Origin of the sequence: Rothia kristinae, from assembly GCF_016028855.1 — a bacterium.
Classification (GTDB): Bacteria; Actinomycetota; Actinomycetes; order Actinomycetales; family Micrococcaceae; genus Rothia; species Rothia kristinae.
In genome coordinates this window covers 1782094-1805629 of the sequence record NZ_CP065738.1, presented here as the reverse complement: position 1 = coordinate 1805629, position 23536 = coordinate 1782094, and the positions used below count along the sequence as shown (strand labels likewise).

General features: G+C 72.5%; 19 protein-coding genes. 4 read left to right on the top strand and 15 right to left on the bottom strand.

The window, feature by feature from the left end:
* Nucleotides 1-21: 21 nt before the first annotated feature.
* The 11 genes from I6G21_RS07955 to dinB form a co-directional block, all read right to left on the bottom strand.
* Nucleotides 22-1293, bottom strand: coding sequence for an FtsW/RodA/SpoVE family cell cycle protein (locus tag I6G21_RS07955; RefSeq protein ID WP_064725774.1), 1272 nt, complete (start codon nt 1291-1293; stop codon nt 22-24).
* Nucleotides 1290-2858 carry a UDP-N-acetylmuramoyl-L-alanine--D-glutamate ligase gene (murD, locus tag I6G21_RS07950; protein WP_064725775.1) on the bottom strand — a complete coding sequence of 523 codons (1569 nt, stop codon included), beginning with the start codon at nt 2856-2858 and terminating at the stop codon, nt 1290-1292. The genes I6G21_RS07955 and murD overlap by 4 nt, the downstream gene beginning before the upstream one ends.
* Nucleotides 2855-3982 carry a phospho-N-acetylmuramoyl-pentapeptide-transferase gene (gene mraY / locus I6G21_RS07945; RefSeq protein ID WP_064725776.1) on the bottom strand — a complete coding sequence of 376 codons (1128 nt, stop codon included), beginning with the start codon at nt 3980-3982 and terminating at the stop codon, nt 2855-2857. Before mraY ends, murD begins: the two co-directional genes overlap by 4 nt.
* A gap of 7 nt (nt 3983-3989) precedes the next feature.
* On the bottom strand, nt 3990-5510 hold the full coding sequence (locus I6G21_RS07940; RefSeq protein ID WP_129358125.1) for a UDP-N-acetylmuramoyl-tripeptide--D-alanyl-D-alanine ligase: 1521 nt from the start codon (nt 5508-5510) through the stop codon (nt 3990-3992).
* On the bottom strand, nt 5507-7195 hold the full coding sequence (locus I6G21_RS07935) for a UDP-N-acetylmuramoyl-L-alanyl-D-glutamate--2,6-diaminopimelate ligase (RefSeq protein ID WP_129358126.1): 1689 nt from the start codon (nt 7193-7195) through the stop codon (nt 5507-5509). The genes I6G21_RS07940 and I6G21_RS07935 overlap by 4 nt, the downstream gene beginning before the upstream one ends.
* Nucleotides 7196-7318: 123 nt before the next feature.
* On the bottom strand, nt 7319-9199 hold the full coding sequence (locus I6G21_RS07930; protein ID WP_232238432.1) for a peptidoglycan D,D-transpeptidase FtsI family protein: 1881 nt from the start codon (nt 9197-9199) through the stop codon (nt 7319-7321).
* Nucleotides 9200-9270: 71 nt separating this feature from the next.
* Nucleotides 9271-10026 carry a hypothetical protein gene (locus I6G21_RS07925; protein ID WP_129358127.1) on the bottom strand — a complete coding sequence of 252 codons (756 nt, stop codon included), beginning with the start codon at nt 10024-10026 and terminating at the stop codon, nt 9271-9273.
* Complete coding sequence (gene rsmH, locus I6G21_RS07920) at nt 10023-11018, bottom strand: 16S rRNA (cytosine(1402)-N(4))-methyltransferase RsmH (protein WP_129358128.1); 996 nt, start codon at nt 11016-11018, stop codon at nt 10023-10025. Before rsmH ends, I6G21_RS07925 begins: the two co-directional genes overlap by 4 nt.
* A 173-nt stretch (nt 11019-11191) precedes the next feature.
* Nucleotides 11192-11623, bottom strand: a complete 432-nt coding sequence (gene mraZ, locus I6G21_RS07915; protein ID WP_058731089.1) for a division/cell wall cluster transcriptional repressor MraZ — start codon at nt 11621-11623, stop codon at nt 11192-11194.
* A gap of 264 nt (nt 11624-11887) precedes the next feature.
* Nucleotides 11888-12283: a DUF3040 domain-containing protein gene (locus I6G21_RS07910; protein WP_058731088.1), complete on the bottom strand. Its 396-nt coding sequence runs from the start codon at nt 12281-12283 to the stop codon at nt 11888-11890.
* A gap of 72 nt (nt 12284-12355) precedes the next feature.
* On the bottom strand, nt 12356-13672 hold the full coding sequence (dinB, locus tag I6G21_RS07905; protein WP_232238431.1) for a DNA polymerase IV: 1317 nt from the start codon (nt 13670-13672) through the stop codon (nt 12356-12358).
* 267 nt (nt 13673-13939) lie between these two features.
* On the opposite strand from dinB, the gene I6G21_RS07900 reads away from it, so the two are divergent.
* A complete protein-coding gene (locus tag I6G21_RS07900; RefSeq protein ID WP_129358130.1) occupies nt 13940-15070 on the top strand; it encodes a polyprenyl synthetase family protein in 1131 nt (376 codons plus the stop codon).
* A 33-nt stretch (nt 15071-15103) separates the two neighbouring features.
* Here I6G21_RS07900 and I6G21_RS07895 read toward each other — a convergent pair whose 3' ends face one another.
* Nucleotides 15104-15472: an Rv2175c family DNA-binding protein gene (locus I6G21_RS07895; RefSeq protein ID WP_058731085.1), complete on the bottom strand. Its 369-nt coding sequence runs from the start codon at nt 15470-15472 to the stop codon at nt 15104-15106.
* A gap of 73 nt (nt 15473-15545) precedes the next feature.
* On the opposite strand from I6G21_RS07895, the gene I6G21_RS07890 reads away from it, so the two are divergent.
* Nucleotides 15546-16925, top strand: a complete 1380-nt coding sequence (locus tag I6G21_RS07890; RefSeq protein WP_129358131.1) for a protein kinase domain-containing protein — start codon at nt 15546-15548, stop codon at nt 16923-16925.
* 54 nt (nt 16926-16979) lie between these two features.
* Here the strand turns inward: I6G21_RS07890 and I6G21_RS07885 are convergent, their stop codons facing one another.
* Entirely contained in the window at nt 16980-18374 is a 1395-nt protein-coding gene (locus I6G21_RS07885; protein WP_058731083.1) for a class II 3-deoxy-7-phosphoheptulonate synthase, read from the bottom strand.
* A 9-nt stretch (nt 18375-18383) separates the two neighbouring features.
* Nucleotides 18384-19118, bottom strand: coding sequence for a lysophospholipid acyltransferase family protein (locus I6G21_RS07880; RefSeq protein WP_224799986.1), 735 nt, complete (start codon nt 19116-19118; stop codon nt 18384-18386).
* 89 nt (nt 19119-19207) lie between these two features.
* Here I6G21_RS07880 and I6G21_RS07875 point away from each other — a divergent pair, with 89 nt between their 5' ends.
* Nucleotides 19208-20077, top strand: a complete 870-nt coding sequence (locus I6G21_RS07875) for an alpha/beta hydrolase (protein WP_064725510.1) — start codon at nt 19208-19210, stop codon at nt 20075-20077.
* A 47-nt stretch (nt 20078-20124) separates the two neighbouring features.
* Entirely contained in the window at nt 20125-21978 is a 1854-nt protein-coding gene (locus I6G21_RS07870) for an AMP-dependent synthetase/ligase (RefSeq protein WP_058731082.1), read from the top strand.
* A gap of 113 nt (nt 21979-22091) precedes the next feature.
* On the opposite strand, the gene I6G21_RS07865 is transcribed toward I6G21_RS07870, so the two are convergent.
* A complete protein-coding gene (locus tag I6G21_RS07865; RefSeq protein ID WP_055684664.1) occupies nt 22092-23522 on the bottom strand; it encodes a mycothione reductase in 1431 nt (476 codons plus the stop codon).
* Nucleotides 23523-23536: the final 14 nt, after the last annotated feature.

Genomic DNA, 23536 nt, shown 5'->3' with positions numbered 1-23536 from the left:
TTTCTCTCGGCGCGGGCGTGGTCAGTTCTCCAGTCTAGACGTCCGCTCGGGCTCCTCCAGCGCGGACAACTCGAGCGCCGGATGGGTGGGCGTCCTGGTCAGGGACATCGCGAAGCCCGCAGCGAACAGGGACATCATCAGCGAGGTGCCGCCGTAGGAGATGAATGGCAGGGGGATCCCGATGACGGGCAGCAGCCCCGTGACCATGCCGATGTTGACGAAGGCCTGGCCGATGTACCAGGCCAGCATGCACCCGGCGGCGATGCGCACGAAGCGGTCCGAGGAGCGCAGGATGACCCGCGCCAGGGACAGTGCGATCACGGTGAACAGGGCGATGACCACGAGCGAGCCGATGAACCCCAGCTCCTCCCCGAGGATCGCGAAGATGTAGTCGTTGTGCGCTTCGGGCAGGTAATTGTACTTCTGCCGGGACTCCCCCAGGCCCTCGCCCCACCAGGAGCCGCTGGCCAGAGCGGCCAGACCGGCGTTGGACTGGTAGCAGGCATCCGAGGCTCCGCAGCGGGAGGGCACCAGCCAGCCGATGACGCGCTGGATGCGGTGCGGACTGGCGACCACGATCAGCGCCGCCGCCGCGACCCCGAGGATCGCGGACCAGCGGAAGATCTTCATCGGGGCGCGGGCGAACCACAGGGCCCCGGCGTAGATCAGGGCGAAGACGATGCCGGTGCCGGCATCGCCCCCCGCCATGACCAGCGCGAAGGTGGCCAGGAAGCCGAGGATCGAGGGCAGCAGGGCGGCGCGCACGCTGACCGCGACCTGCGGGGTCTTGGCCAGGCCCCACGCGGCCCACAGGACCAGGGCGAACTTGCCGATCTCGGAGGGCTGGAACTGCAGGGGCCCCAGGGCCAGCCAGTTGCGGTTGCCGTAGACCTCCACGCCCAGAGGGCTGAGCACGAGCAGCAGCAGCGCGATCGTGCCGCCCATCAGCCAGAAGATCAGGGTGCGGCTCTTCCACCAGCGCAGCGGCACCCGGGAGGCGGCGAACATCGCCACGATGCCGACCAGGGCGTAGCCCACCTGCCGAGCGAACAGGGCGTAGGGCGACTGGGCCTTGGAGATCTGCTCCACCGAGGAGGCGGAGAGCACCATCATCGAGCCCAGGATGGTCAGGGCCAGGGCGCTGACGCAGATCCCCACCGCCGAGCTGGACAGGGAGCCGGCGGCGATCCACTGGTAGACGGGGCGGGCGGCGGCCCGGGCCGCGGAGGTCAAGCGGCGCCAGGGGCCGCGGGGGGTGGTGCGCGGGGTGCGCTCGGGGGCCGCGGTGCTCACGGGCGCGGACCCTCTTCGTCCCGGTCCTGCTCGGTGGGGCCCAGGCGCCGGACGAGATCGGCGACCAGGTCGATGAACACCTCGCCGCGATCTGCGTAGGAGGCGAACTGGTCCATGGACGCGGCGGCCGGGGCCAGCAGCACGGTGTCCCCCTGCTCGGACAGCTCGTGGGCGATCCGCACCGCCTCGGCCAGCACGGCCCGTCCGTCCGTCGGCGCGGCGTCGATGCCCTCGGCGGCCCGGTGCACGGGGACCTGCGGGGCCTGCTCGGCCAGGGCCTGCTCGAGCCCTGCGGTGTCCGTGCCGATGAGCACCACGGCCTTGAGCCGGTGCGCGTGCGCGGCCACCAGGTCCCCGTAGTGCACGCCCTTGGACAGGCCGCCGGCGATCCAGATGACCGGGTCGAAGGAGGACAGCGAGGCGTCGGTCGCGTGGGGGTTGGTGGCCTTGGTGTCGTTGACCCACAGCACCCCGTGGGTCGTGGCCACCGGCTGGATGCGGTGGGCCCCGGGCTCGAAGGCGCGCAGGCCGTCGCGCACGGCCTCCGGGGAGACGCCGGCCGCGCGGGTCAGGGCCGCGGCGGCCAGGGCGTTCTCCACGGTGTGGCGGGTCGGCAGCGGCCCGGTGTCGCGCACGGCGCCCAGCTCGAGGGCCTCGGTGCGACGCTGCTCGACGAAGGCCCGATCCACCAGCAGACCGTCCACCACACCCAGCTGGGACAGGTACGGGGTGTCGGTGGTGAAGGAGACCGCCCGGCAGCCCTCCTGAACCTCGGCCTGCTCGACCATCCGCTCCGTGTCCGGCACGGCGGCATTGTACACGCAGGCCACCCGCGTGTTCTCGTACACCCGGGCCTTGTCCGCGGCGTAGTTGGCGTAGGAGCCGTGCCAGTCCAGGTGGTCCTCGGCGATGTTCAGCACGACGGAGGCCAGCGGGGCCAGGGAGTGGGACCAGTGCAGCTGGTAGCTGGACAGCTCCACCGCCAGCACGTCGTAGTCCACCGGGTCCCGCAGGGCGTCCAGGATGGGGGTGCCGACGTTGCCCACCGCGATGGCCTTGAGTCCCGCGGCCTGCAGGATCGAGGCGGTCATCCCCACCGTCGTGGTCTTGCCGTTGGTTCCGGTGATGCACAGCCACTCGGCCGTCTTCCGGCCTCCCCGCTCGCGCAGGCGCCAGGCCAGCTCCACATCCCCCCAGATCTGGATGCCGCGGTCCACGGCCTCGGCCAGGATGCCCAGGGTGGGCCGCAGCCCCGGGGAGGTGACGACCAGCTCGGGAGCCTGCCCGTCCACCTCGGGCAGGGCGTCCATGGCCTGCTGCCCGAGGATCGTCTGCGCGGCGCCGACGATCCCGAGGGTCTGGGCCTTGTAGCGGTTCTCCTCGGTGTCCTTCCCGTCCACGACGACCACGCGCGCTCCGAGCTCGATCAGGGTGTCCGCCGCGGCGAAGCCGGAGGTGCCGATCCCGGCCACGACCACGCGCAGCCCGGCCCAGTCGGCGTCCCAGGAGGTCAGCCCGGCCAGGCGGGGGTCCTGAAGCACGGGGTTGGCGTTGGTGGCCTTCATCGGGTGATCACTCCTCCGTGGCTGAGCAGCCAGTCGCCGTAGAACACGCCCAGGGCCGCGGCCACGAACAGTCCGGCGATGATCCAGAAGCGGACCACGACCGTGACCTCCTTCCAGCCCTTGAGCTCGAAGTGGTGCTGCAGCGGGGCCATCTTGAAGATGCGCTTGCCTCCGGAGAGCTTGAAGTAGCCGACCTGGATGATCACGGAGGCGGAGATGATCACGAACAGCCCCGCCATGAGGACCAGGAGCAGCTCGGTGCGGCTGAGGATCGCGAAGCCGGCCAGGGCCCCGCCGAGGCCGAGGGAGCCGGTGTCGCCCATGAAGATCGACGCCGGGGAGGTGTTCCACCACAGGAAGCCGATCAGCGAGCCGATCAGGGCCGCGGCGAGCACCGCCAGCTGCCCGGGATCGCGCACCTCGTAGCAGACCGGATCCGAGGATCCCGGGGAGCACAGGTGGTTGTTCTGCCACATGGAGACCATGAGGTAGCCGGAGAACACGAGGATCGAGGCGCCGGTGGCCAGCCCGTCCAGCCCGTCGGTGAGGTTCACGGCGTTGGTGGTGGCGGTGGCGATGAGGTTCGCCCAGATCACGAAGAGGATCACCCCGACGGCGGTCACCCCGAAGGACAGGTCCAGGGCGTGGATGTCCCGGGTGAAGGAGATCCGGGTGGAGGCGGGGGTCCAGCCACGCTCATCCGGCAGCAGCAGCGCCAGCACCGCGAAGACCACGCCGACCCCGCCCTGCAGCACGATCTTGCCTTTGGGCGTCAGACCCAGGGACTGCTTCTTGGCGATCTTCTTGTAGTCGTCGATGAACCCGACCCCGGCCATGCCCACCATGAGCAGGATCAGCAGCAGCGCCGAGGCCGAGGGCACCGCGCTCTGCCCGCCGAGCAGTCCGCCGGTGATCAGCAGGGAGATCAGGAAGGCCAGCACGGCCGCGCCGATGATCACGACGCCGCCCATGGTCGGGGTGCCGCGCTTGGTCTGGTGGCTGGTCGGGCCGTCCTCGCGGATGAACTGGCCGTAGTGGCGCCGCACGAGCAGCTTGGTGAACAGCGGGGTTCCGGCGAGGGAGAGGACCAGACCGAAGGCCGCCGCCAGGAGGATGGAGATCATGCGGTGATCAGCGCCTTTCTTGCGGTTCAGCGGTCTCGGAGCTCTGCCGGGGCGCGTTCGACGCGCCGTCCGGGAGGCCTCGTGCCACTCTATCGCCCAGGAACCGCAGTCCCGCCCCGTTGGAGGACTTGACCAGCACGATGTCCCCGGGGGCCAGCTGCTCGCCGAGCAGCTGCTCGGCCTGCTCCACGGTCTCCACCCAGCAGGCCTCCTCGCCCCAGGAGCCCTCCAGCAGGGCGTCGCTGTAGATGGGTTTGGCCTCCGGGCCCACGGCCACGAGCTTGGCGATGTTCAGCCGGACGGCGTCGCGCCCGATCTTGCCGTGCTCGGCCGCCGAGGCAGCCCCCAGCTCCAGCATCGGACCCAGCACGGCCCAGGTCCGCCGCGGTGGTCGGGCGTCTCGGCCCATCTGGGCCAGGGTGCGCAGGGCCGCGGCCATCGACTCCGGGTTGGCGTTGTAGGCGTCGTTGATGACGGTCACCCCGTCGGGTCGATCGGTGCGCTCCATGCGGTAGCGGCTGCGCGGGCCCAGGGTGTTCAGCCCGCGCACCACGGCTTCGACGGGGGCGCCCACGGCCAGGGCGAGGCTGGCCGCGGCCAGCAGGTTGTAGACGTGGTGCTCGCCGATCAGCCGCGCGGTGATCGCGTGCTGGGAGCCGTCGGGCAGCACCAGGGTGAACACGGGCCGGCCCTGCGCGTCGGCGCGCAGGTCCCGGGCCTCGAGCATCCCGGCGCCCTCGGCAGGCCGGTCCTGGTGGCGTCCGGCCACCCCGAACCAGGTCACCGGGGCGCCGGCCACCTCGGCCATGCGGGCGACCCGGGGATCGTCCAGGTTCAGGGCGACCGCGCCGTCGGCGGCGACCCCGGAGGCCAGCTCCGCCTTGGTGCGGGCGATGTTCTCCACCGAGCCGAACTCCCCGAGGTGGGCGGTGCCGACCTTCAGCACGGCCCCGGCGTCGGGCAGGACCATGTCGCACAGGTAGCGGATGTTGCCCACGGCGTTGGCGCCCATCTCGATGACCAGGTACCGGGTGTCGTGCTCGGCGCGGAACACCGTCAGGGGCACCCCGACCTCCCCGTTGTAGGAGCCCTGGGGGGCCACGGTGGGCCCGAGGGTCGAGAGGATCCCGGCCAGCAGGTCCTTGGTGGTGGTCTTCCCGGCGGAGCCGGTGATGCCGATGACTCTCAGCGGACCGGTCGCGCGCAGGCGCACGACGATCGCGTGGGCCAGGGCCCCCATGGCCAGGACGACGTCGGGCACCAGGATCGCCGGGTGGGTCCGGCCCTCCTCGTCGCGGGTCTCCCGCTCGGCCAGGGCGAGCACGGCGCCCGCGGCGAGGGCCTGGGGGATGAAGCGGTGCCCGTCGGTGCTCTCCCCGGGCTTGGCGATGAACAGCGCACCGGGGCCGACCTCCCGGGAGTCGGTGGTCGCGGCGGTGCACGTGATCGACCCCAGGTCTGCGGCCTCCAGCCCCGCGGGCTGCCCGCCCACGGCCTCGGCGATCTCGGCGGCGGTCAGGGCGATCATGCGCGTTCTCCTGCGGGGTCCTCGGGGGTATCGGTCGGTGCGGGGCGGTGTGCGGCCAGGGCGGCGCGCAGCTCCTCGCGGTCGTCCAGCTCCAGGTCCGCCCCGTCCACGTCCTGGCTGGTCTCGTGTCCGCGCCCTGCTACGAGGATCGCGTCTCCAGGCCCAGCCAGCTCCACGGCGCGGCGGATCGCGTCCGCACGCGGGGCGATGTCCTCCACAGCCTCGGCGCGGGCCCCGTCGGCCGCGGCGGCCCGGGCGCCCTCGGCCACGGCAGCGCGGATCGGCGCAGGCGGCTCGCGGTGGGGGTCATCGTCGGTGACGATCACGACGTCGGCGTGCTCCGCGGCGATGCGACCCATGACGGGGCGCTTGAGCTGGTCCCGCTCCCCGGTGGCGCCGAAGACCACGATGACCCAGCCGTCCGAACCGGGGCCCACGGCTTCCAGGGCCCGCTGCAGCGCGTCCGGGTTGTGGGCGAAATCCACGATCGCGAGGGGACGCTGCCCGATCACCTGCATGCGCCCGGGCACCAGCGGGGTCAGGGATTCCGGGTCGGCCAGCTGCTCGGCGACCCGCTGGGGCTCGGCCTGCCCGGTACGGACCATGACGGCGGCCAGCGCCGCGTTGGAGACGTTGAAGTCGGCGGGCAGCCCGGTGCCGGTCGGGATGCGGGTGCCGTCCCGGTGCTGCAGGACGAAGCCGTGGCCGATGCCCTCGGCGCGCACCTCCCGGACCGTCCAGTCCGCTTCGGCCTCCCCGTGGGCGCCGCGGCCGTAGCCGGTGGCGAGAGTGACCACCCGATCCGCGCCGAGCTCGCGGCGGGCGTGCTCGGCCATGCGCCGGCCCCACTCGTCATCCACGATGATCACGGCGCGCCGGGTGCGGGCCGGGGTGAACAGCTGCGCCTTGGCGTCGAAGTAGGCCTGCATGGACCCGTGCAGGTCCAGGTGGTCCTGGGTGAGGTTGGTGAACCCGGCGACGTCGTAGACGACCCCGTCCACCCGGCGGTAGTCCAGGGCGTGGGAGGAGACCTCCATCGCCGCGGCGGTGATCCCGCGCTCGCGCATCACGCTCAGCAGGGCGTGCACGTGCGTGGACTCCGGGGTCGTGAGGGTCGAGGGGATGACCTCCGCGCCGGCCCGGATCTCGATGGTCCCGATCAGCCCGGTGGTCTCCCCGAGCCGATCCAGCAGGCCGTCGATCATGTAGGTCGTGGTGGTCTTCCCGTTGGTCCCGGTCACGGCGTACAGGCGCTGGCGGCCCCGCTCGGGCTGGCTGCCGTAGATCCAGGCCGCCAGGGGCCCCACGGCCTCGCGCACGGAGGGAACGATCAGCAGGGGCAGTGGGCTGCCCTGCCGGTCCAGGATCTCGGCACCAGCGGCGTCGGTGAGCACCGCGGCCGCCCCGGCGCGTCGGGCGGCGCAGGAGAACTGGGCCCCGTGCGCGTTGGCCCCGGGCAGGGCCACATAGAGGTCCCCGGCCTGCACCTCGCGGGAGTCCATGCTGATGCCGGTCACCACCGCCTGCCCCTCGGCACCGGGACGGGTGCGGACCTCGACGCCGGCGGCTTCCAGGTGTGCTGCGATCTGCCCGAGCTCCCGGGCCGGGACGCGCCGCGGACGCAGGTCCTGCGCGCTGGCACCCTGGAGGTCGGGATGCCCCTGCTCCGGGTCCTTCGGTGTCATGGGGAAGCCACTTCCTGTCGTATCGGGGGCGTTGGTTCCGGGCCTCGGGTCGGCTCACCGGGTGGGCCGACCCGAACTCACATCCTAGTCCGAAGCTCGCAGCCGGACCGGGCCGGGGCGAGCTCAATCGTCGTTCTGGGGGTCCCCCGGGGCGAACTTGTCCAGCTTCTGCGGCGGAGTCGTGGAGTGCGGGACCCGGTAGTACTCCAGGACCTTCTGCATGATCTTCGAGAACGTCCCGGTGGTGCCGATCTCGGTGACGGCGCCCTCGGGCCGCTGCAGCAGCACGCCGACCACATACTGCGGATCCTCGATGGGGGCCATGCCCACGAAGGAGGTCGTGAACCCGTCGAAGCCCTTGCCGTCCTCGGCCGGGGCCTCCGCGGTGCCGGTCTTGCCGCCCACGCGCCAGCCCTCCACGGCGGCATCGGGGGCGTGTCCGCCGGTGATCACGGTCTCCATGATCTGGCGCAGCTTCTTCGCGGTGTCCGCGGAGACGATGCGCCGCCCCTCGGGGGTCGGACGAGGCTGGGCGACCCCCTCGGCGTCGGTCACGGAGTCGGCCAGGCGCGGGGTCAGCTGGATCCCGTCGTTGGCCAGCGCCTGGTAGGCGGTGACCGTCTGCAGCAGGGATTGGGAGACGCCCTGGCCGAACAGCACCGTGTACTGCTGCCGGACATCCCAATCATCCGCGGCGGCCAGCAGGCCCTGGGCTTCGTTCGGGAACTCGATGCCGGTGCGTCGGCCGATCCCGAACTTCGCCAGCCAGTCATGGCGCTGGTCCTTGGTCAGCTGCTTCCCCGCCAGAACGGTTCCGGTGTTCATGGAGTCGGCGATGATCCCGGCCAGGGTCCGCTTCTGGGCGGGGTGCTCGAAGGAGTCGGTGATCAGCTGACCGTCGATGCGCAGCTCGGCGGGAACGTCGAAGACGGTCTCCGGCTGGGACAGCCCCTCATCGATGACGGCCGAGGCGGTGAGCACCTTCTCCGTGGAGCCGGGTTCGGTGATGCTGGTGACGGCCCGGGGACTGAAGTCGTCGGTGTCGGCTTTGGAGTAGTCGTTGGGGTCGATCATGGAGGAGTCGGCCAGGGCCAGCACCGCGGCGTCCTTCACGCGCATGACCACGCAGGTCCCCCATTCGGCGCCGAGCTGCCGGGCCCGGGCGGTGACCTGCTGCTGCGCGAAGTACTGGATGTCGCGGTTCAGACACAGCTTCACGGTGCCGCCGTTCTTCGCCGGGGTGTCCAGCTCCTCGCCCACGGGGATGCGCACCCCGTCCGCGGAGATCTCGTAGACTCGCTCGCCGTCCTGCCCGGACAGCTGCTGGTCGAACTGCAGCTCCATCCCGCCCTGGGCGCCCTGGGCGTTGAGGTAGCCGATGACAGAGCCGCCGACCGACCCGTCCGGGTAGGTGCGCTTGGACACCGACTCCCCGGACAGGAAGGTCGCTCCCAGGTCCGTGATCGCGTTGTAGACGTCGGGGGTGACCTCGTCGGCGACCACGGCGTAGCGCTTGTCCCCGTCCAGGGCCTTCTTGACCTCCTCGTCCGGCTTCTTCAGCAGGTCGGCCAGCTCGTAGACCAGCTGCTGGGGGGTGACCTGCTCGGTGCTGCTGCCGTCCTTCTTGAGCCGCTTGAACGCGGCGACGGCGGTCTGGTCCACCACGATCCGGTAGCGCTGGATGGAGCGGGCCATCACGGTCCCGGTGGCGTCCAGGATCTCTCCGCGCAGGGCCGGGACCACAACCTGCCGACGCCGCTCGGCCAGCGCCTTGTCCGCCCGACCGGAGGGGTCGATGGCCTGGACGTAGAACAGCCGCGCGCCCAGCAGGCCGAGCATCCCCAGGAATCCGGAGATCCCCAGGAAGCTGCGGCGCAGGATCCCCTGGGCCGGCTGTCCCGAGGACTCCGGGGCCACCGGTTCCGCGGCCCTGCCGGCCTCCCGGTCGGCGCGGGGCCGCTGCGGGTGCTCCGGGTCGGCGCTGCCGTCCTGGGTGGGGTCCACGGGCGCTGCCTTTCCGCCGGAGCTGCTCCGGCCGTCGTCGGGGTGGGGAACTGCGGTGAGTACGGGACGGCTCAGCGGCCGCGGTCGTCCCCGGCCTGCCCGGACTGGGACGCCGCGGGGCTGGCCGAGGGCCGTTCCTGGGCCTTCTTCTGCTCATCGGCCTTCTTCTGGGCCGCCTCGTCCTTCTTCTGCTGCTCCGCGGCGCGCTGCTGGGCCTGCTGGGCGGCCTCGGTGTCGCTGCCCTTCGGCGGATCGATCAGGTTGGTCCGGCCCTGCTCGGCCGCCTCCTTGGGATCCTCCCCCACCGCCTCGGCGGCCTGCGGGGTGCCGTTGAGCTTGCCGGTGCGCAGATCCAGCTGCGCCTGCTGGGCCTGGGAGACCATCCCCAGCTGGGAGGCGCGCGCGGCCAGATTCTGGGGGGCCTGCTGGAACTCGATCTCCTGGCTCAGGGCCTGGTTCCGCTCCGTGAGGTCCTGCTCCTGCGCGCGCAGCTGCACGAGGTCGTACTGGTTCTGGGAGATGGTGATGTTCATCAGCAGGGCGAAGCCCAGGGTCAGCAGGACCCCGAGGAAGGTCGCGATGATCAGCGGGATCCTGCGGCGTCGGGCCCGTGCCGGCGCCGAGGCCAGCGGGCGACGGCGGGCGCGGGCGGAGCCGGTCGACCGATCGGCATCCTGAGCGGTCTCCAGGACACCCTCGGAGGTCCCGACCTCCTGCGCCCCGCCGCCGACCAGTCGCAGCCGCCGCTGGCGCACCGCCTGCAGATGCAGCGCCGGGGAGACGGAGTCATCGTGCGCGCTGTCGGGCTGCTGGGGTTCTGCGCTCATGGGGTGGTCCTCGGGTCGCGGATGCGTTCGGCGGCACGCAGACGAGCTGAGGCCGCGCGGGGGTTGGCGTCGATCTCCTCGGGGCTCGGGGGCTCGGCCCCCCGGGTGAGGATCCGGAGCTCGGGACGATGCTCCTCCAGCTCCACCGGGAACCCCTTGGGGGCCCGGGAGACGGCCAGGCTCGCCATCGCCTTCTTGACGATTCTGTCCTCCAGGGAGTGGTAGCTCAGCGCCGCGACACGGCCGCCCACCCGGATCGCCCGGAGAGCGGCGGGCACGGCGCGCTGCAGAACTTCAAGCTCAGCATTGACTTCAATGCGCAGGGCTTGGAAGGTCCGCTTGGCCGGATGCCCCCCGGAGCGCTGCGCCGCCGCGGGAACGGCCCGGGTGACCACCTCCACCAGCTCACCGGTCCTGGAAAACGGGGTCTCCTGACGAACCTCTACCAGAGCTTGAGCGATGCGTCCGGCGTAGCGTTCCTCACCCCAGTCCCGCAGGATCCGTCGAAGGTGAGATTCGTCATAGGTGTTCACGATGTGAGCCGCGGTGAGCTCGTCCTCCGCGTTCATGCGCATATCCAGCGGGGCGTCGTAGGAGTAGGCGAAGCCGCGCTCGCGCTCATCCAGCTGCAGGGAGGAGACCCCCAGGTCGAACAGCACGCCGTCCAGCCGGTCGATGCCGCGCTCGGCGAGCACCTCGGGAATCTCGTCGTAGACCGCCCAGACCGGGCGGAACCGGTCGCCGAACGGGGCCAGCCGTTCACCGGCCAGTGCGTGGGCCTGCGGGTCGCGGTCGATCCCCAGGACGGTGAGCCGGGGGAAGCGGGTCAGCAGGGCCTCGGTGTGCCCGCCCATTCCGAGGGTCGCGTCCACGACCACGGGACTCGGCCCCTCGAGAGCCGGGGCCAGCAGATCCAGGCACCGGTCCAGCAGCACCGGGACGTGCCGTCGCCGCGCATCAGATCGCTCCGGGCACTCGCGCTCCTGCGTCATCGGGGTCCTCCTCCCTGCGTCTGCCCCACCGGATGGGAGCCGCCGCCTCTGCCCAGCCCCCGCCATCCGATCCTCCTCCCGCACGCCGCCCCCGTGCGGGCCTGCCTCAGGGGAAGGTGAGTCAGGACCGACCACGAGGTCGATGCGTCGGGCGGAAGATCGCAGGGCGGGGATCACAGCAGGCCGGGCAGCACCTCGTCATCCGTCTCCGAGAACTCCGTCTCCTTCTGCGTCAGGTACGCGTTCCACGCCTCGGCATCCCAGATCTCCGCGCGGGTGCCCGCCCCGATCACGGCCAGCTCCCGCCCCAGCCCCGCATACTCGCGCAGCGGTGTCGGGATGGTCACCCGGCCCTGCCGGTCCGGCACCTCATCCGAGGCCCCCGAGAGGAACACGCGGATGTAGTCCCGGGCCTGGCGCGAGGACAGCGGCGCCTGGCGCAGCTGCTCGTGGACCCGCTCGAATTCGGCCTGGCTGAACACGTAGAGGCAGCGCTCCTGCCCCCGGGTGAGCACGAGCCCCTCGGCCAGCTCCTCCCGGTACTTGGCGGGCAGGATCAGCCGACCCTTCTCATCCAGCCGGGGAGAGTAGGTGCCCAGAAACACCGGCCCACCGCCTCCCGCGTCCGAGGTTGATCTGATCTGCCGCGATGCGCACCGGGATCCACTGGAACCCCGGGAGCACCCGACGCGCCCCACTTTACTCCACTTCCCTCCCCACAACCGCCCCGAAGGGCCATTCCCAGCCGATTCCCATGCGCGACGCGGAGGGAGCACGGTCTCGCCAGGCACGGAAAAAGGGGCCGGATCCCGCCGATCTGCGGGATCCGGCCCCTGTCGAGGGCTGATCATGGAGGAAAGTGGAGCGGCTCAGCGCTCCCGGTGGCGATCCTCCCACTGCTGCTCGAGGCGCTGCATGAAGGAGACGCCGCGCTCGCCGGCGCGGGGGCGGTTAGTGCGCCCGGAGGCCTCCGAGCGGCCGCCGCCCTCGCGACGGCGCAGCGTGGCCAGATAGACCCCGCCGGCCATGACCAGGAAGCCCAGGACCCCGACGAGGATCAGCTGCGTGGACACACCCAGCAGCACCAGGCCAAGGCCGAGCACGGCCACGACGATCCCCAGCACCAGATTGCGCCCGGACAGGCCAGCACCCGGGCGGGGGCGCGGGCGCTCTTCCTGCATCGTGTCCGCGAAGGTGGGGTCCTCGACGTTCAGCTGCTGTTCGAGCTGCTCCAGCAGCTGGCGTTCGCGCTCAGAAAGGGCCATGGTGCGTCCTTCTCCCGGAAAGATGGTGGATCCCCCGCCTCGCCTGGGCCGAGGGTCTCCGTCCAGCTCAGACTAGCCTTTTTCCCGCGGGTTTTCACCGGGTCCGCGCGGATCCGGACGGGCCCCGGCGCCCTTCTGCGCACCGGTGCCGGCCTCGGGGCGGTAGCGGCGGGCGAATCCGCCGCTGACCAGCCGGGCCGGGCGCAGACCGGCCGGACCGAAGCGATCGCGGATCCGATCCATGGCGCTCTCCGCCCCGCCCCATTCGGCCTCGGCGCGCAGCCGATCGCCGTCGGCCTCCTCCCACAGGCTCAGCTGGCGCCCGGCGGCGCCCTCCTCCAGCCGCTCGGCCCGCACCCCCACCAGTCGCACCCGGCCGGCCAGCGGGCCGAGGTCCTCGAACAGCCGCACCGCGGCGGCGTTGATCTCCCGTCCGGTCCCCGCGGCCCGCTCCAGGGTCCGGGTGCGGGTCAGCGTGCGGAAGTCCTGGTCCCGCAGCTTCAGGGAGACCGCCGCGGCCGTGCGACCGGAGGCGCGCAGCCGCCGTGCGACGTCGTGGCTCAGCTGCAGCAGCGCGGCCTTGATCTCGACGACGTCGTCCGTGTCAGCGGCGAAGGTGTGCTCGGCGCCCATGGACTTCTCGACCCGGTGGGACTGCACCGGCCGCTCGTCGATGCCGCGGGCCAGCTCCCACAGGTGCGCCCCCGAGGCGCGCCCGAGACGCCGCTGGAGGTATTCCAGAGACATTTGGCGCAGCTGGCCCACCGTGTGCAGGCCCGCCTCCTGCAGATGCGCCGCGGTCTTCTCCCCCACACCCCACAGTCGCCCCACCGGCAGCGGATCCAGGAACTGCCCGATCCGCGCCTCGGGCACCACCCACAGCCCATCCGGCTTGGACCCCGTGGAGGCCATCTTGGCGATGAACTTGTTGGAGGCGACCCCGATCGAGGCCACCAGCCCGGTGCGCTGGAGGATCCGGGTCCGGATGCCGCGGGCGATGCGCACGGGCGAGCCCAGGCGCCGCTGCGCCCCGGTGACGTCCAGGAAGGCCTCATCCACGCTGACCTGCTCCACCAGGTCGGTGACCTCGTGCAGCACGGCCATGATCTGCCGGGAGTAGGCGGAGTAGCTGGAGTGGGAGGGCTCGATGTACACGGCGCGCGGCGCCAGTCGTCGGGCGCGCGCCACCGGCATCGCCGAATGGACGCCGAGGGCACGGGCCTCGTAGGAGGCGGACAGCACCACGGAGCGGCTGCCGGAACCGGCCACGACCACCTGCCGCCCGACCAGTTCGGGCCGGGTCAGCAGCTCGACCCCGACGAAGAACGCGTCCATGTCCACGTGCAGGATCACCCGATGCGGGAAGTCGGGAGAGGGGACGGCGGGCACGGCGGGGAACTCCTCACGGACGGGATGCGGTGGGATGGAGCCCGACGGGGACGCCGGCGCCGACGGGATGCCGGGGAGCGCCGCCGACGCCGGGACCGCGGCGGAAGCAGGGCAGGCTGTACACTGGGCGGGGTGGCGGCCGCCGTCCCATCCGGGCTCCCGCGAGGCGCCGCCACGGCCATTATCCGCCACCGCACCCGCCGCGATCGAGCCGACCGCGGTCGCGTTCGCGCAGGGCGGTCCACCCCACCACCCGAGGAGCCTTCCATGACCCATGACCGCGCCGCCGAGCCGGGGGCCGCCGGATCCCCCGACGCCGTGGAGGCCGCCTTCCTCGACGCCGTGCAGCATCGCCTCCTGGGGTTCCTCGCCGAGCAGGAGCGCGTGCTCGCGGCCGTCTCCCCCGAGACCGAGCCTCTGATCGCGGCGATCCGTGACCTGTCCGCGGGCGGCAAGCGGCTGCGGGCCCTGCTGCTGCTGTGGGGCTGGCGCGCCGCCGGCGGCGGCGCCCAGGACCCGCGGCCGGTGCAGGCGGGGGCGGCGATCGAGCTGTTCCAATCCGCGGCGCTGATCCACGACGACATCATCGATCATTCCGACACCCGCCGCGGACGCCCCTCCGTGCACCACCGCTTCGCCGCGACCCACCGCGAGCGCGGGTGGTCCCTGGAGGCCCGGGACTACGGGCTGATGGGCGGGATCCTCGCCGGTGACCTGTGCCTGTCCTTCTCCGAGGCCCTGTTCGCCCCCCTGTGCGCGGGTGCCGATCCGGCCGCGACGACGGGCCCGGCCCGGGCCCGGGCGATCTTCGATCTGATGCGCACCGAGGTCATGGGCGGGCAGTACCTGGACGGGCTGAGCGAGCACCTCGGCCGGGAGGAGCCCGAAGCCGCCCTGGAGCGGGCTCTGCGGGTCATCCGCTACAAGGCGGCGAAGTACACCTGCGAGCATCCGCTGCTGATCGGGGCGAGCCTGGCCGGGGCCGATGAGGCCCTGCTGACGGGCTTATCCGAGGTCGGGCTGCCGCTGGGCGAGGCGTTCCAGCTGCGCGACGACGTGCTCGGAGTGTTCGGGGAGCCGGCTGTGACGGGCAAGCCCGCCGGGGACGATCTGCGCGAGGGGAAGCGGACCGTGCTGGTGGCCCTGGCCCACGAGCGGGCCGACGCCCAGCGGTCCCGGGAGCTGGAGGCCGGGCTGGGAGACCCGCGGCTCACCGAGGACGGGGTGCGCCGGCTGCGGGAGATCCTGCGCGACACCGGGGCGCTGGCCCGCACCGAGGAGCTGATCCGCGAGCGCGAGCAGCTGGCCCGGCGGGCGCTGGATCGGCTCGAGGTCGACTCCGAGGTTCGGGCCGGGCTGGAGCGGCTGAGCGAGCGGGCTCTGCACCGCAGCTCCTGACTCCTGGCCAGGGACCGGGACCGGGACGGGCGGCTACCAGGCGAGGGCCTGGGCCCGGCGCCGGATCTCGGTCTTGCGCCCTTCGCGCAGGGCGTCGATCGGACGCCCGGGCAGGGAGTCGTCCTCGGTCCACAGCCAGCGGATGGCCTCGGCGTCGTCGAAGCCGGCGTCGCGCAGGACCGTGAGGGTGCCCTTGAGCGGCTCCAGGACGCGGTCCTCGCGCAGGAACAGGGCCGGGATCCGGCGCACACCCTCGGCATCGCGCACGGCGATCAGCGCGCCCTCGCCGATCAGGGCGTGCACCCGGGTGACCTTCAGGTCCAGGGTCTCGGCGACGTCGGGCAGACTCAGCCACTGCCCGACGAGGTCGAAGAGGTTCTCGGTGTTCTCGGTGGAAGTCACGATCTCCAGGGTAGTCCAGCCCGGGCGCGGGGCTCCCGGCCGCTGTCCGGGACCATCCCCTACACTCGGGGGCATGAGACCCACCGGACCCGGACCCCTGAGCGGACGCACCGTGGAGGGACGCTATCTGCTGGGGGATCTGATCGCCCGCGGAGGGATGGGCACGGTCTACCGCGGGCGGGACCTGCGCCTGGGCCGCCCGGTGGCGGTCAAGGTGCTCAAGGAGTCGGTGGCCGCGGACCCCCGGCGCACGGACCGCTTCGCCGCGGAGGCCCGGGCGGCGGCGGCCGTCGCGGACCCGCACGTGGTGGCCGTGTGGGATCAGGGGGTGGATGAGACGGGTCCGGAGCCGCTGGCCTTCCTGGTGATGGAGCTGGTGGACGGGGCCACGCTGCGGGATCTGATCAAGCGCCGCTCGCCCATGACCGTGCGGGAGATGCTGCGGGTCGCGGTGCCGATGACGGCCGGGGTGGCCGCCGCGCACCGGTGCGGGCTGGTGCACCGGGACATCAAGCCGGAGAACGTGCTGACCTCCCCCACCGGGTCGGTGAAGGTCGCCGACTTCGGGCTGACCCGCCCGGTGCAGGAGGATTCCGCGACGCTGACCCTGATCGGCTCCGCCAACTACATCGCCCCGGAGGTGGTGCGCCGGGAGAGCTCAGGACCGCCCGCGGATCTGTATTCGCTGGGGGTGATCCTCTACGAGATGCTCACCGGGGTCCCGCCCTTCCGCGGTCCCTCCCCCTACGCGGTGTCCATGGCCCACGTGGACGAGCCCTTCCCGGTGCTGCAGCGGCGCTTCCCCGGGGTGGATCCGGAGGTCGCCGACATCGTGGTCTGGTGCTGCGAGAAGGACCCGGAGCACCGACCGCAGCGGGCGGCGGATCTGCTCGGGGAGCTGGAGCACCTGCGCGAGAGCCTGACACCGGCCGCGCTGGATCTGGCGCCCCCGGGGCACCGGCCGGAGACCGAGGACCTGTTCTCGGTGTTGCGCACGGACAGCCACACCGATCCGACCGGTCTGCGCGCGGTCCCCGCCGAGCAGGACGACCCCGATGCCGCACCGCCTCCGCGCACCCAGCCGACCCGGCTGCTGCCCCCGGACACCGACCTCGACGAGCTCCACCGCACCGATCGGTCCCCGACCGCCCTGACGCGGCACCTCCAGGCCGCGCCCGCGCAGGCGGCGGTCCCCGCGGAAGGCCCACCCGCCGCAGGACAGGACCGGGTCATCCGAGACGCGGAGGCGCCCCGGGACCCCCGGAGCCCGCGGGTCGTGCTCGGGCGCGGCGGTCCCTACCGCGGCTGGATCCTGCTGCTCATCTTCCTGCTGGTCGCCTGCGCGGTGGGCTACCTCGGCTGGCTGCTGGGCCTGCAGCTGATCGGCTCGGGATACGGCACAGGGGCCGCCGCCGCCCTCCTCGGGGGCCGGGCGGGGCCACCCGCCGGGTAGCCCGCCCGACCCATCTGCGGCCCGGCTCGCCCCAGCGGACTCACCCCAGCGGACTCACCTGCGGCCTGAGAGGGCCTCGGCCACCAGGAAGGCGATCTCCAGGGACTGCCGGTGGTTCAGGCGGGGATCGCAGAGGGTCTCGTAGTGCTCGGCGAAGGCGGTCTCATCCACCGGGTCCGAGCCGCCCAGGCACTCGGCGACGTCGTCGCCGGTCATCTCCACGTGGATCCCGCCGGGGAAGGTGCCCAGCTCGCGGTGCACCTCGAAGAACCCGCGGACCTCGTCCATGACGTCCTCGAAGCGGCGGGTCTTGAACCCGGAGGGCACGGAGATGGTGTTGCCGTGCATGGGGTCGGTGACCCACACGGGGCTCGCCCCGGCATCGCGCACCCCCTCCACCAGACGCGGGAGGTTCTCCCGGATCTTCCCGGCACCCATCCGGGTGATGAAGGTCAGGCGTCCCGGCTCCCGCTGCGGGTCCAGCACGTCGATCAGCCGCAGCACCTCCTCGACCGTGGTGGTGGGCCCGAGCTTGACGCCGATGGGGTTGCGCACCTGGGAGAGGAAGTCCACGTGGGCGTCCGTGAGCCCGCGGGTGCGCTCCCCGATCCACAGGAAGTGCGCGGAGGTGTCGTAGGGCCGGTGGGTCCGGGAGTCGATGCGGGTCAGGGCCCGCTCGTAGTCCAGCAGCAGGGCTTCGTGCCCAGCGTAGAACTCGGTGGAGCGCAGGGCCTCGAAGTCCGCCCCGCAGGCGGCCATGAACTTCATGGCCCGGTCGATCTCCGAGGCCATGGACTCGTAGCGGGCGTGGGCCGGGTTGGCCACGAACCCCTGGTTCCAGGCGTGCACCAGGCGCAGGTCCGCGAAGCCGCCGGTGGTGAAGGCGCGGATGAGATTCAGCGTCGAGGCGGAGGTGTGGTATCCGGCGAGCATGCGGTTCGGGTCGTGCGCGCGGGACTCCGGGGTGAAGTCGAAGCCGTTGACCATCTCCCCGCGGAAGCTGGGCAGGGTGGTCTCCCCGCGGGTCTCGGTGTCCGAGGAGCGCGGCTTGGAGAACTGCCCGGCCATCCGCCCCATCTTGACCACCGGCATCGAGGCCCCGTAGGTCAGGACCACCGCCATCTGCAGCAGGGTGCGCACCCGGGCGCTGATCCTATCCGCGGTGGCCGCGGCGAAGGTCTCCGCGCAGTCCCCGCCGGTCAGGAAGAACGCCCGTCCCGCGGCCACCTCGGCCAGGCGGGCGCGCATCTGGTCCACCTCCCCGGCGAACACCAGCGGGGGCACGGCCTCCAGGTCGGCGACGACGCGGTCGAAATCGGGGTGACCCCGCCAGTCCGGCTGCTGTCCGGCGGCCCGTGTCCGCCACTCGTCCAGACCTGGGTAGTCCTGGGCTGAGGGTGCGGGGGCGGCGGGGGTGCTCGACAGTTCGGTCCGGATCTCGTTCGACATGCGAACAGTCTACGAGACGGGTGGCCGCCGAGTCCTGCCGTGGCCGCCACGGCGCGGGGCGTACTCGTCGACGTAGTCCTGCCCCGACAGCTCGCGGATGGCCGCGATGATCTGCTGGGCCGCGCCCCGCGCGGCGTGCGCGCCGGCGTCGGGCCCGGTCCAGGCGGACAGGTCCAGCGGCGCCCCGATCACGGTGCGGGGACGCTGCTCGGGCGCAGGGCGCAGCAGGGGCCGCGGCAGCCGGGGCAGCCGGGCCCCGGGAGGCTGCAGCCGCTGCGTGCCGATCATCGCCACCGGCAGGACGGGCACCCCCGTCTCCAATGCGAGCCTGGCCACCCCGAGCTTGGGCCGGTGCAGCCGCCCGTCCGGGGATCGCGTGCCCTCCGGGTAGATGCCCAGCAGCTGCCCCTCGGCTAAGACCGCCCGGGCCGCCTCCAGGGCCCCGGCCGAGCGCTGGCCCCCGGAACGGTCCAGGGGGATCTGGTGGATGGCGCGGAAGAACGCGGCCATGGCCCTGCCGAGGGGCCCCGGGGCGGTGAAGTACTCGGCCTTCGCGAGGAAGCTGACCGGGCGGGGCACCGCGACGGGCAGCAGCACCGGGTCCAGGAAGGACAGGTGGTTGGAGGCCAGGATCGCGGGACCGGTGGAGGGCACGTGCTCCAGGCCGTGCACCTGGGGGCGCAGCAGGAGGTTCACCAGCGGCCCGACGACGCCGCGTCGGAGGGCCATGTAGAGCGTCGGCACAGGGGTCCTTCGGTCCGGGAACGGGCGGTGGGGCCACTGTACCGCGCGGGGTTTCCCCGGGCCGGTGGGACCGTGGTTGAATCGTGGGTATGGGCTTGATCACGTACCTGCGCCACCGCAGCGCCGCCCCCGGACCCGGGGTCGGCGAGCTGCCGGAGGGCGTCGACGTGCGGGCGCAGTCCTGGGACGGGGGACCTGACGGCGTGCTGGTCCTGCACGGGTTCACCGGGTCGCCGCACAGCATGCGCCCCTGGGCCCGGGAGTGGGCCCGACGCGGCTACGCCGTCGAGCTGCCGCTGCTGCCCGGGCACGGCACCTCCGTGGCGGACATGGCCACCCGGAACTGGCGGGAGTGGGCCGCGGCGGTGGATGACGCCTACTGGCGCCTGGCCGCCCGCTGCGAGCGCGTGGGGGTCGCGGGGCTGTCCATGGGAGGGGCGCTGGCGCTGCATCTGGCGGCCCGCCGGCCGGTCGCCGCGCTGAGCCTGGTCAACCCCGGCCTGGTCTCCCCGCAGCCGCTGAGCGCCCTGGGCGGGCCGCTGTCCCGTGTGGTGCCGACGGTGCCCGGGGTGCGCGATGACATCCGCCGGGAGGGCGTGAGCGAAGGGGCCTATCCGCGGGTGCCCGTGGCCGCCGCGGGGCAGATGCACCGGCTGTTCGCCGCGGCCCGCCGGAGCCTGGGCGCGGTGCGCGCCCCGGTGCAGGTGCTGCGCTCGGAGGTGGACCACGTGGTCACCGAGGCCAGTCTCCGCGCGCTGCGCGCCGGGCTGCCCCAGGCCCCGGAGGTGGTGTCGCTGCCGCGCAGCTGGCACGTGGCCACCCTGGATCACGACGCGCCGCTGATCTTCGCCGCCTCCACACGGTTCTTCGCCGACCACCGGCTGCGCGCCACCCCAGACCACACCGCGCGGGAGTCCCGGCCGGGGCAGCCCGCCGACGTCCGCAGGGACGCCCGCTGACCCCTCCCCCGTTCGCGGAAGGAGCGGTCCACGACCGAAAGGATCTCATGGACGAGACCTCGACCGAGCTGACCATCGAGACGGACCCGCAGTCCAATCTCACGGACCTGCTGGAGGCCAAGCTGCCCCAACACGCCGAGCAGGTGCTCTTCCGCGTGCAGGATGAGCCCGGCAGCGGCACCTGGCGGGAGGTGAGCGCGCGCGAGTTCCGCGAGGAGGTGATCGCCCTGGCCCGGGGGCTGATCGCCGAGGGCATCGAACCCGGCGACCGCGTCGGACTGATGTCGCGCACCCGCTACGAATGGGCCGTCGCGGACTTCGCGATCTTCTACGCCGGGGCGGTGACGGTGCCGATCTTCGAGACCTCCTCCCCCTCCCAGATCGCCTGGAACATGAGCGACTCGGGTGCCAAGGCCATCATCGTGGAGACGAGCCAGCACCTGGCCGCCGTCAAGAGGGCCGCCCGCCACGAGGAGCTGGCCCTGCGCACCGTCTGGCAGATCGACGCCGACGACCAGCGCCCGGAGTCCCTGGCCAGCCTGCGGGCCGCCGGGGAAGGAGTTTCCGAGGAGCAGGTGCAGGCCGCCCGCGGTGCTGCGGGACTGGAGGACACCGCCACGATCATCTACACCTCCGGCACGACGGGGCGCCCGAAGGGCTGCGCGCTGACCCACGGGAACTTCGTGCGCCTGTCCGCGGCGGTGCGCCAGAATGTGCCCGAGGTCGCGAATGAGCGCAACACCACGCTGCTGTTCCTCCCGCTGGCCCACGTCTTCGCCCGCTTCATCCACGTGGTGGCCCTGGACGCCGGCATCACGATGGGCCACTCCCCCGATCTGAAGTACCTGACCCAGGACATCGCGAGCCTCTCCCCGGACTTCCTGCTGGTGGTCCCGCGGGTCTTCGAGAAGATCTACAACGGGGCGCGCTCCCGCGCCCACGATGCCTCCGCGGTCAAGGGGCGGATCTTCGACTGGGCCGAGCGGGTGGGGGTGGCCTGGTCCGAGACGGTCATGGACGGGCGGCGGCCCTCCCTGGCCCTGCGCGCCCAGTACGCGACAGCGGACCGACTGGTCTTCGCCCAGCTGCGCCGGGCCCTGGGTGGGAAGGTCAAATGGGCCGTCTCCGGCGGGGGGCCGCTGGCGGTGCGTCTGGCCCACTTCTTCCACGCCGCGCACCTGAAGATCCTGGAGGGCTACGGGCTGACCGAGACCACCGCCCCGGCCACGGTCGGCACCGTGCAGGACTTCCAGATCGGCACCGTCGGCCCGCCCCTGCCGGGGACCTCGGTGCGCATCGCCGCCGACGGCGAGGTGGAGCTGCGCGGCGTCGGGATCATGGCCCACTACTGGCGCAATGAGAAGGCCGACGCGGAGTCCTTCACCGAGGACGGCTGGTTCCGCACCGGGGATCTGGGGGAGCTGACCGAGCGCGGGATGCTGAAGATCACCGGGCGCAAGAAGGAAGTCATCGTCACCGCGGGCGGGAAGAACGTCATCCCCGCCACCTACGAGGATCTGATCCGGGCCTCCCCGCTGGTCTCCCAGTGCGTGGTCTTGGGCGATGGGAAGCCGTTCATCGCGGCCCTGATCACCCTGGACGAGGAGACCCTGCCGAAGGAGCTGGGCAGGCTGGGACTGGACCCGGATCTCACCGCCGAGCAGGCCGCCCAGACCGAGGAGGTCGGCGAGGCCGTGCAGCGGCTGGTGGACCGGGCCAACGAATCCGTCTCCCGGGCCGAATCCGTGCGGGCCTTCCGGATCATCCCGCGGGACTTCACCGAGGAGTCCGGACACCTGACCCCCTCGATGAAGATCCGCCGCCCCCAGGTGATGCGGGACTACCAGGACGTCATCGAGGAGATCTACAGTAGCCCCAAGCCCACCGGGAACGACGCCTGAGCCACCCGCCGCGGGACCGGATGCTCCCCGGTCCCGCGGCGCACGTCGGCCGCCGCGCGGTCGGCGGGGCCGCGGTCGGCCGGACCGACGTCGGTCCGGCCGCGGGGTGCGGGTCAGTCCGGCAGCCCCGGGGTGCCGGGCACGTCCAGGCCCAGCAGGGCGTTCTCCACGACCTCGCTGAGCGCCGGGTGGATCCAGTACTGCCCCCGGGCCATCGTGTGCGCGTCCAGCCCGAAGCTCATCGCCTGCACCAGCGGCTGGATGAGGATCGAGGCCTCCGTGCCGATCAGGTGGGCCCCGAGCAGCTGACCGGTGTCCTTCCGGGCGATGAGCTTGACCAGCCCGGCCGAATCCTCCATGGCCCAGCCGTAGGCGACGTCGCCGTAGTCCTGGACCTTCACGGTGATCGCGAAGCCCTCCCGCTCCGCGAGCCTGCGGGCCTGCTCCTCGGTCAGCCCCACGGCGGCGATCTGCGGGTCGGAGAACACCGCGTGGGGCACGTAGCGCTGGTCGGTGGCCCGCAGGTCCTGCGGGTGGGTGAGGTTGTGGGCCACGGTGCGGGCCTGGGCGTTGGCCAGGTGCTTCAGCTGCACCGGGGAGCAGATGTCCCCCAGCGCCCACACCCCGGTCACGGGCCGCCCGTCGGCCAGCACCCGCTGCTGGGCGTCCACGGCCACGACCCCGTCGCGCACGTCCAGCCCGGCCTCCGCCGCCCCGATCCGGTCCGCGTTGGACCGTCGCCCGGTCGCCACCAGGACGACGTCCGCGCACACCGCCTCCCGCGAGCCCTCGCCGTCGAGAAGGTGCACCTGCAGGCCACCCTCCGGGCCCTGCTCGATCCGCTCGATCTCGGTCCCGGTGCGCAGGTCCCAGCGCCGGGCGGCCTCGCGGCGGAAGCGCTCGGCGATCTGCGCGTCGTGCTCGCGCAGCAGCCGCTCGGAGCGGTTGACCTGGATCACCCGCGAGCCCAGCCCCGTGAAGACGGTCGCGAACTCCGCGGCGATGAACCCGCCGCCGACGATCACCACGGTCTCCGGCAGCTCCTCCAGGCGCATGATCGTGTCCGAGGTGTGCACCCCGGGCAGGTCGATGCCGGGGATCTGCGGGAGCACGGCCCGGGCGCCGGCGGCCAGGACCAGCTGCCGCCCGCGGATCCGGGTCCCGTCGTCCAGCACCAGGGTGTGCGGATCCTGCAGGCGGGCCTCCTGGGTGAACACCTCCACGAAGTCCTGGCCCTGCCGGTAGGACAGCCCACCCTCGGAGATCGGGTCGATCCGGCCGAAGATGCGGTCCCGCAGGCCCGGCCAGTCCGCCCCGGTGCGGCGCATGCGCACGCCGAGCCGCTCCAGGTCCAGCCCGTGCAGGGCAGTGGCCGCCGGGTAGGCGAACATCTTGGTGGGGATGCACCCGACGTTCAGGCAGGTGCCGCCGAAGATCCCGGAATCCACGATTGCGACCCGCCGGTCCCGCCAGGACTCGTCGATGATGGTGTTGCCGGATCCGGATCCCAGGATCACCAGATCGTACTCGCGGGTCTCGGACATGGTCCTCCTCGTGG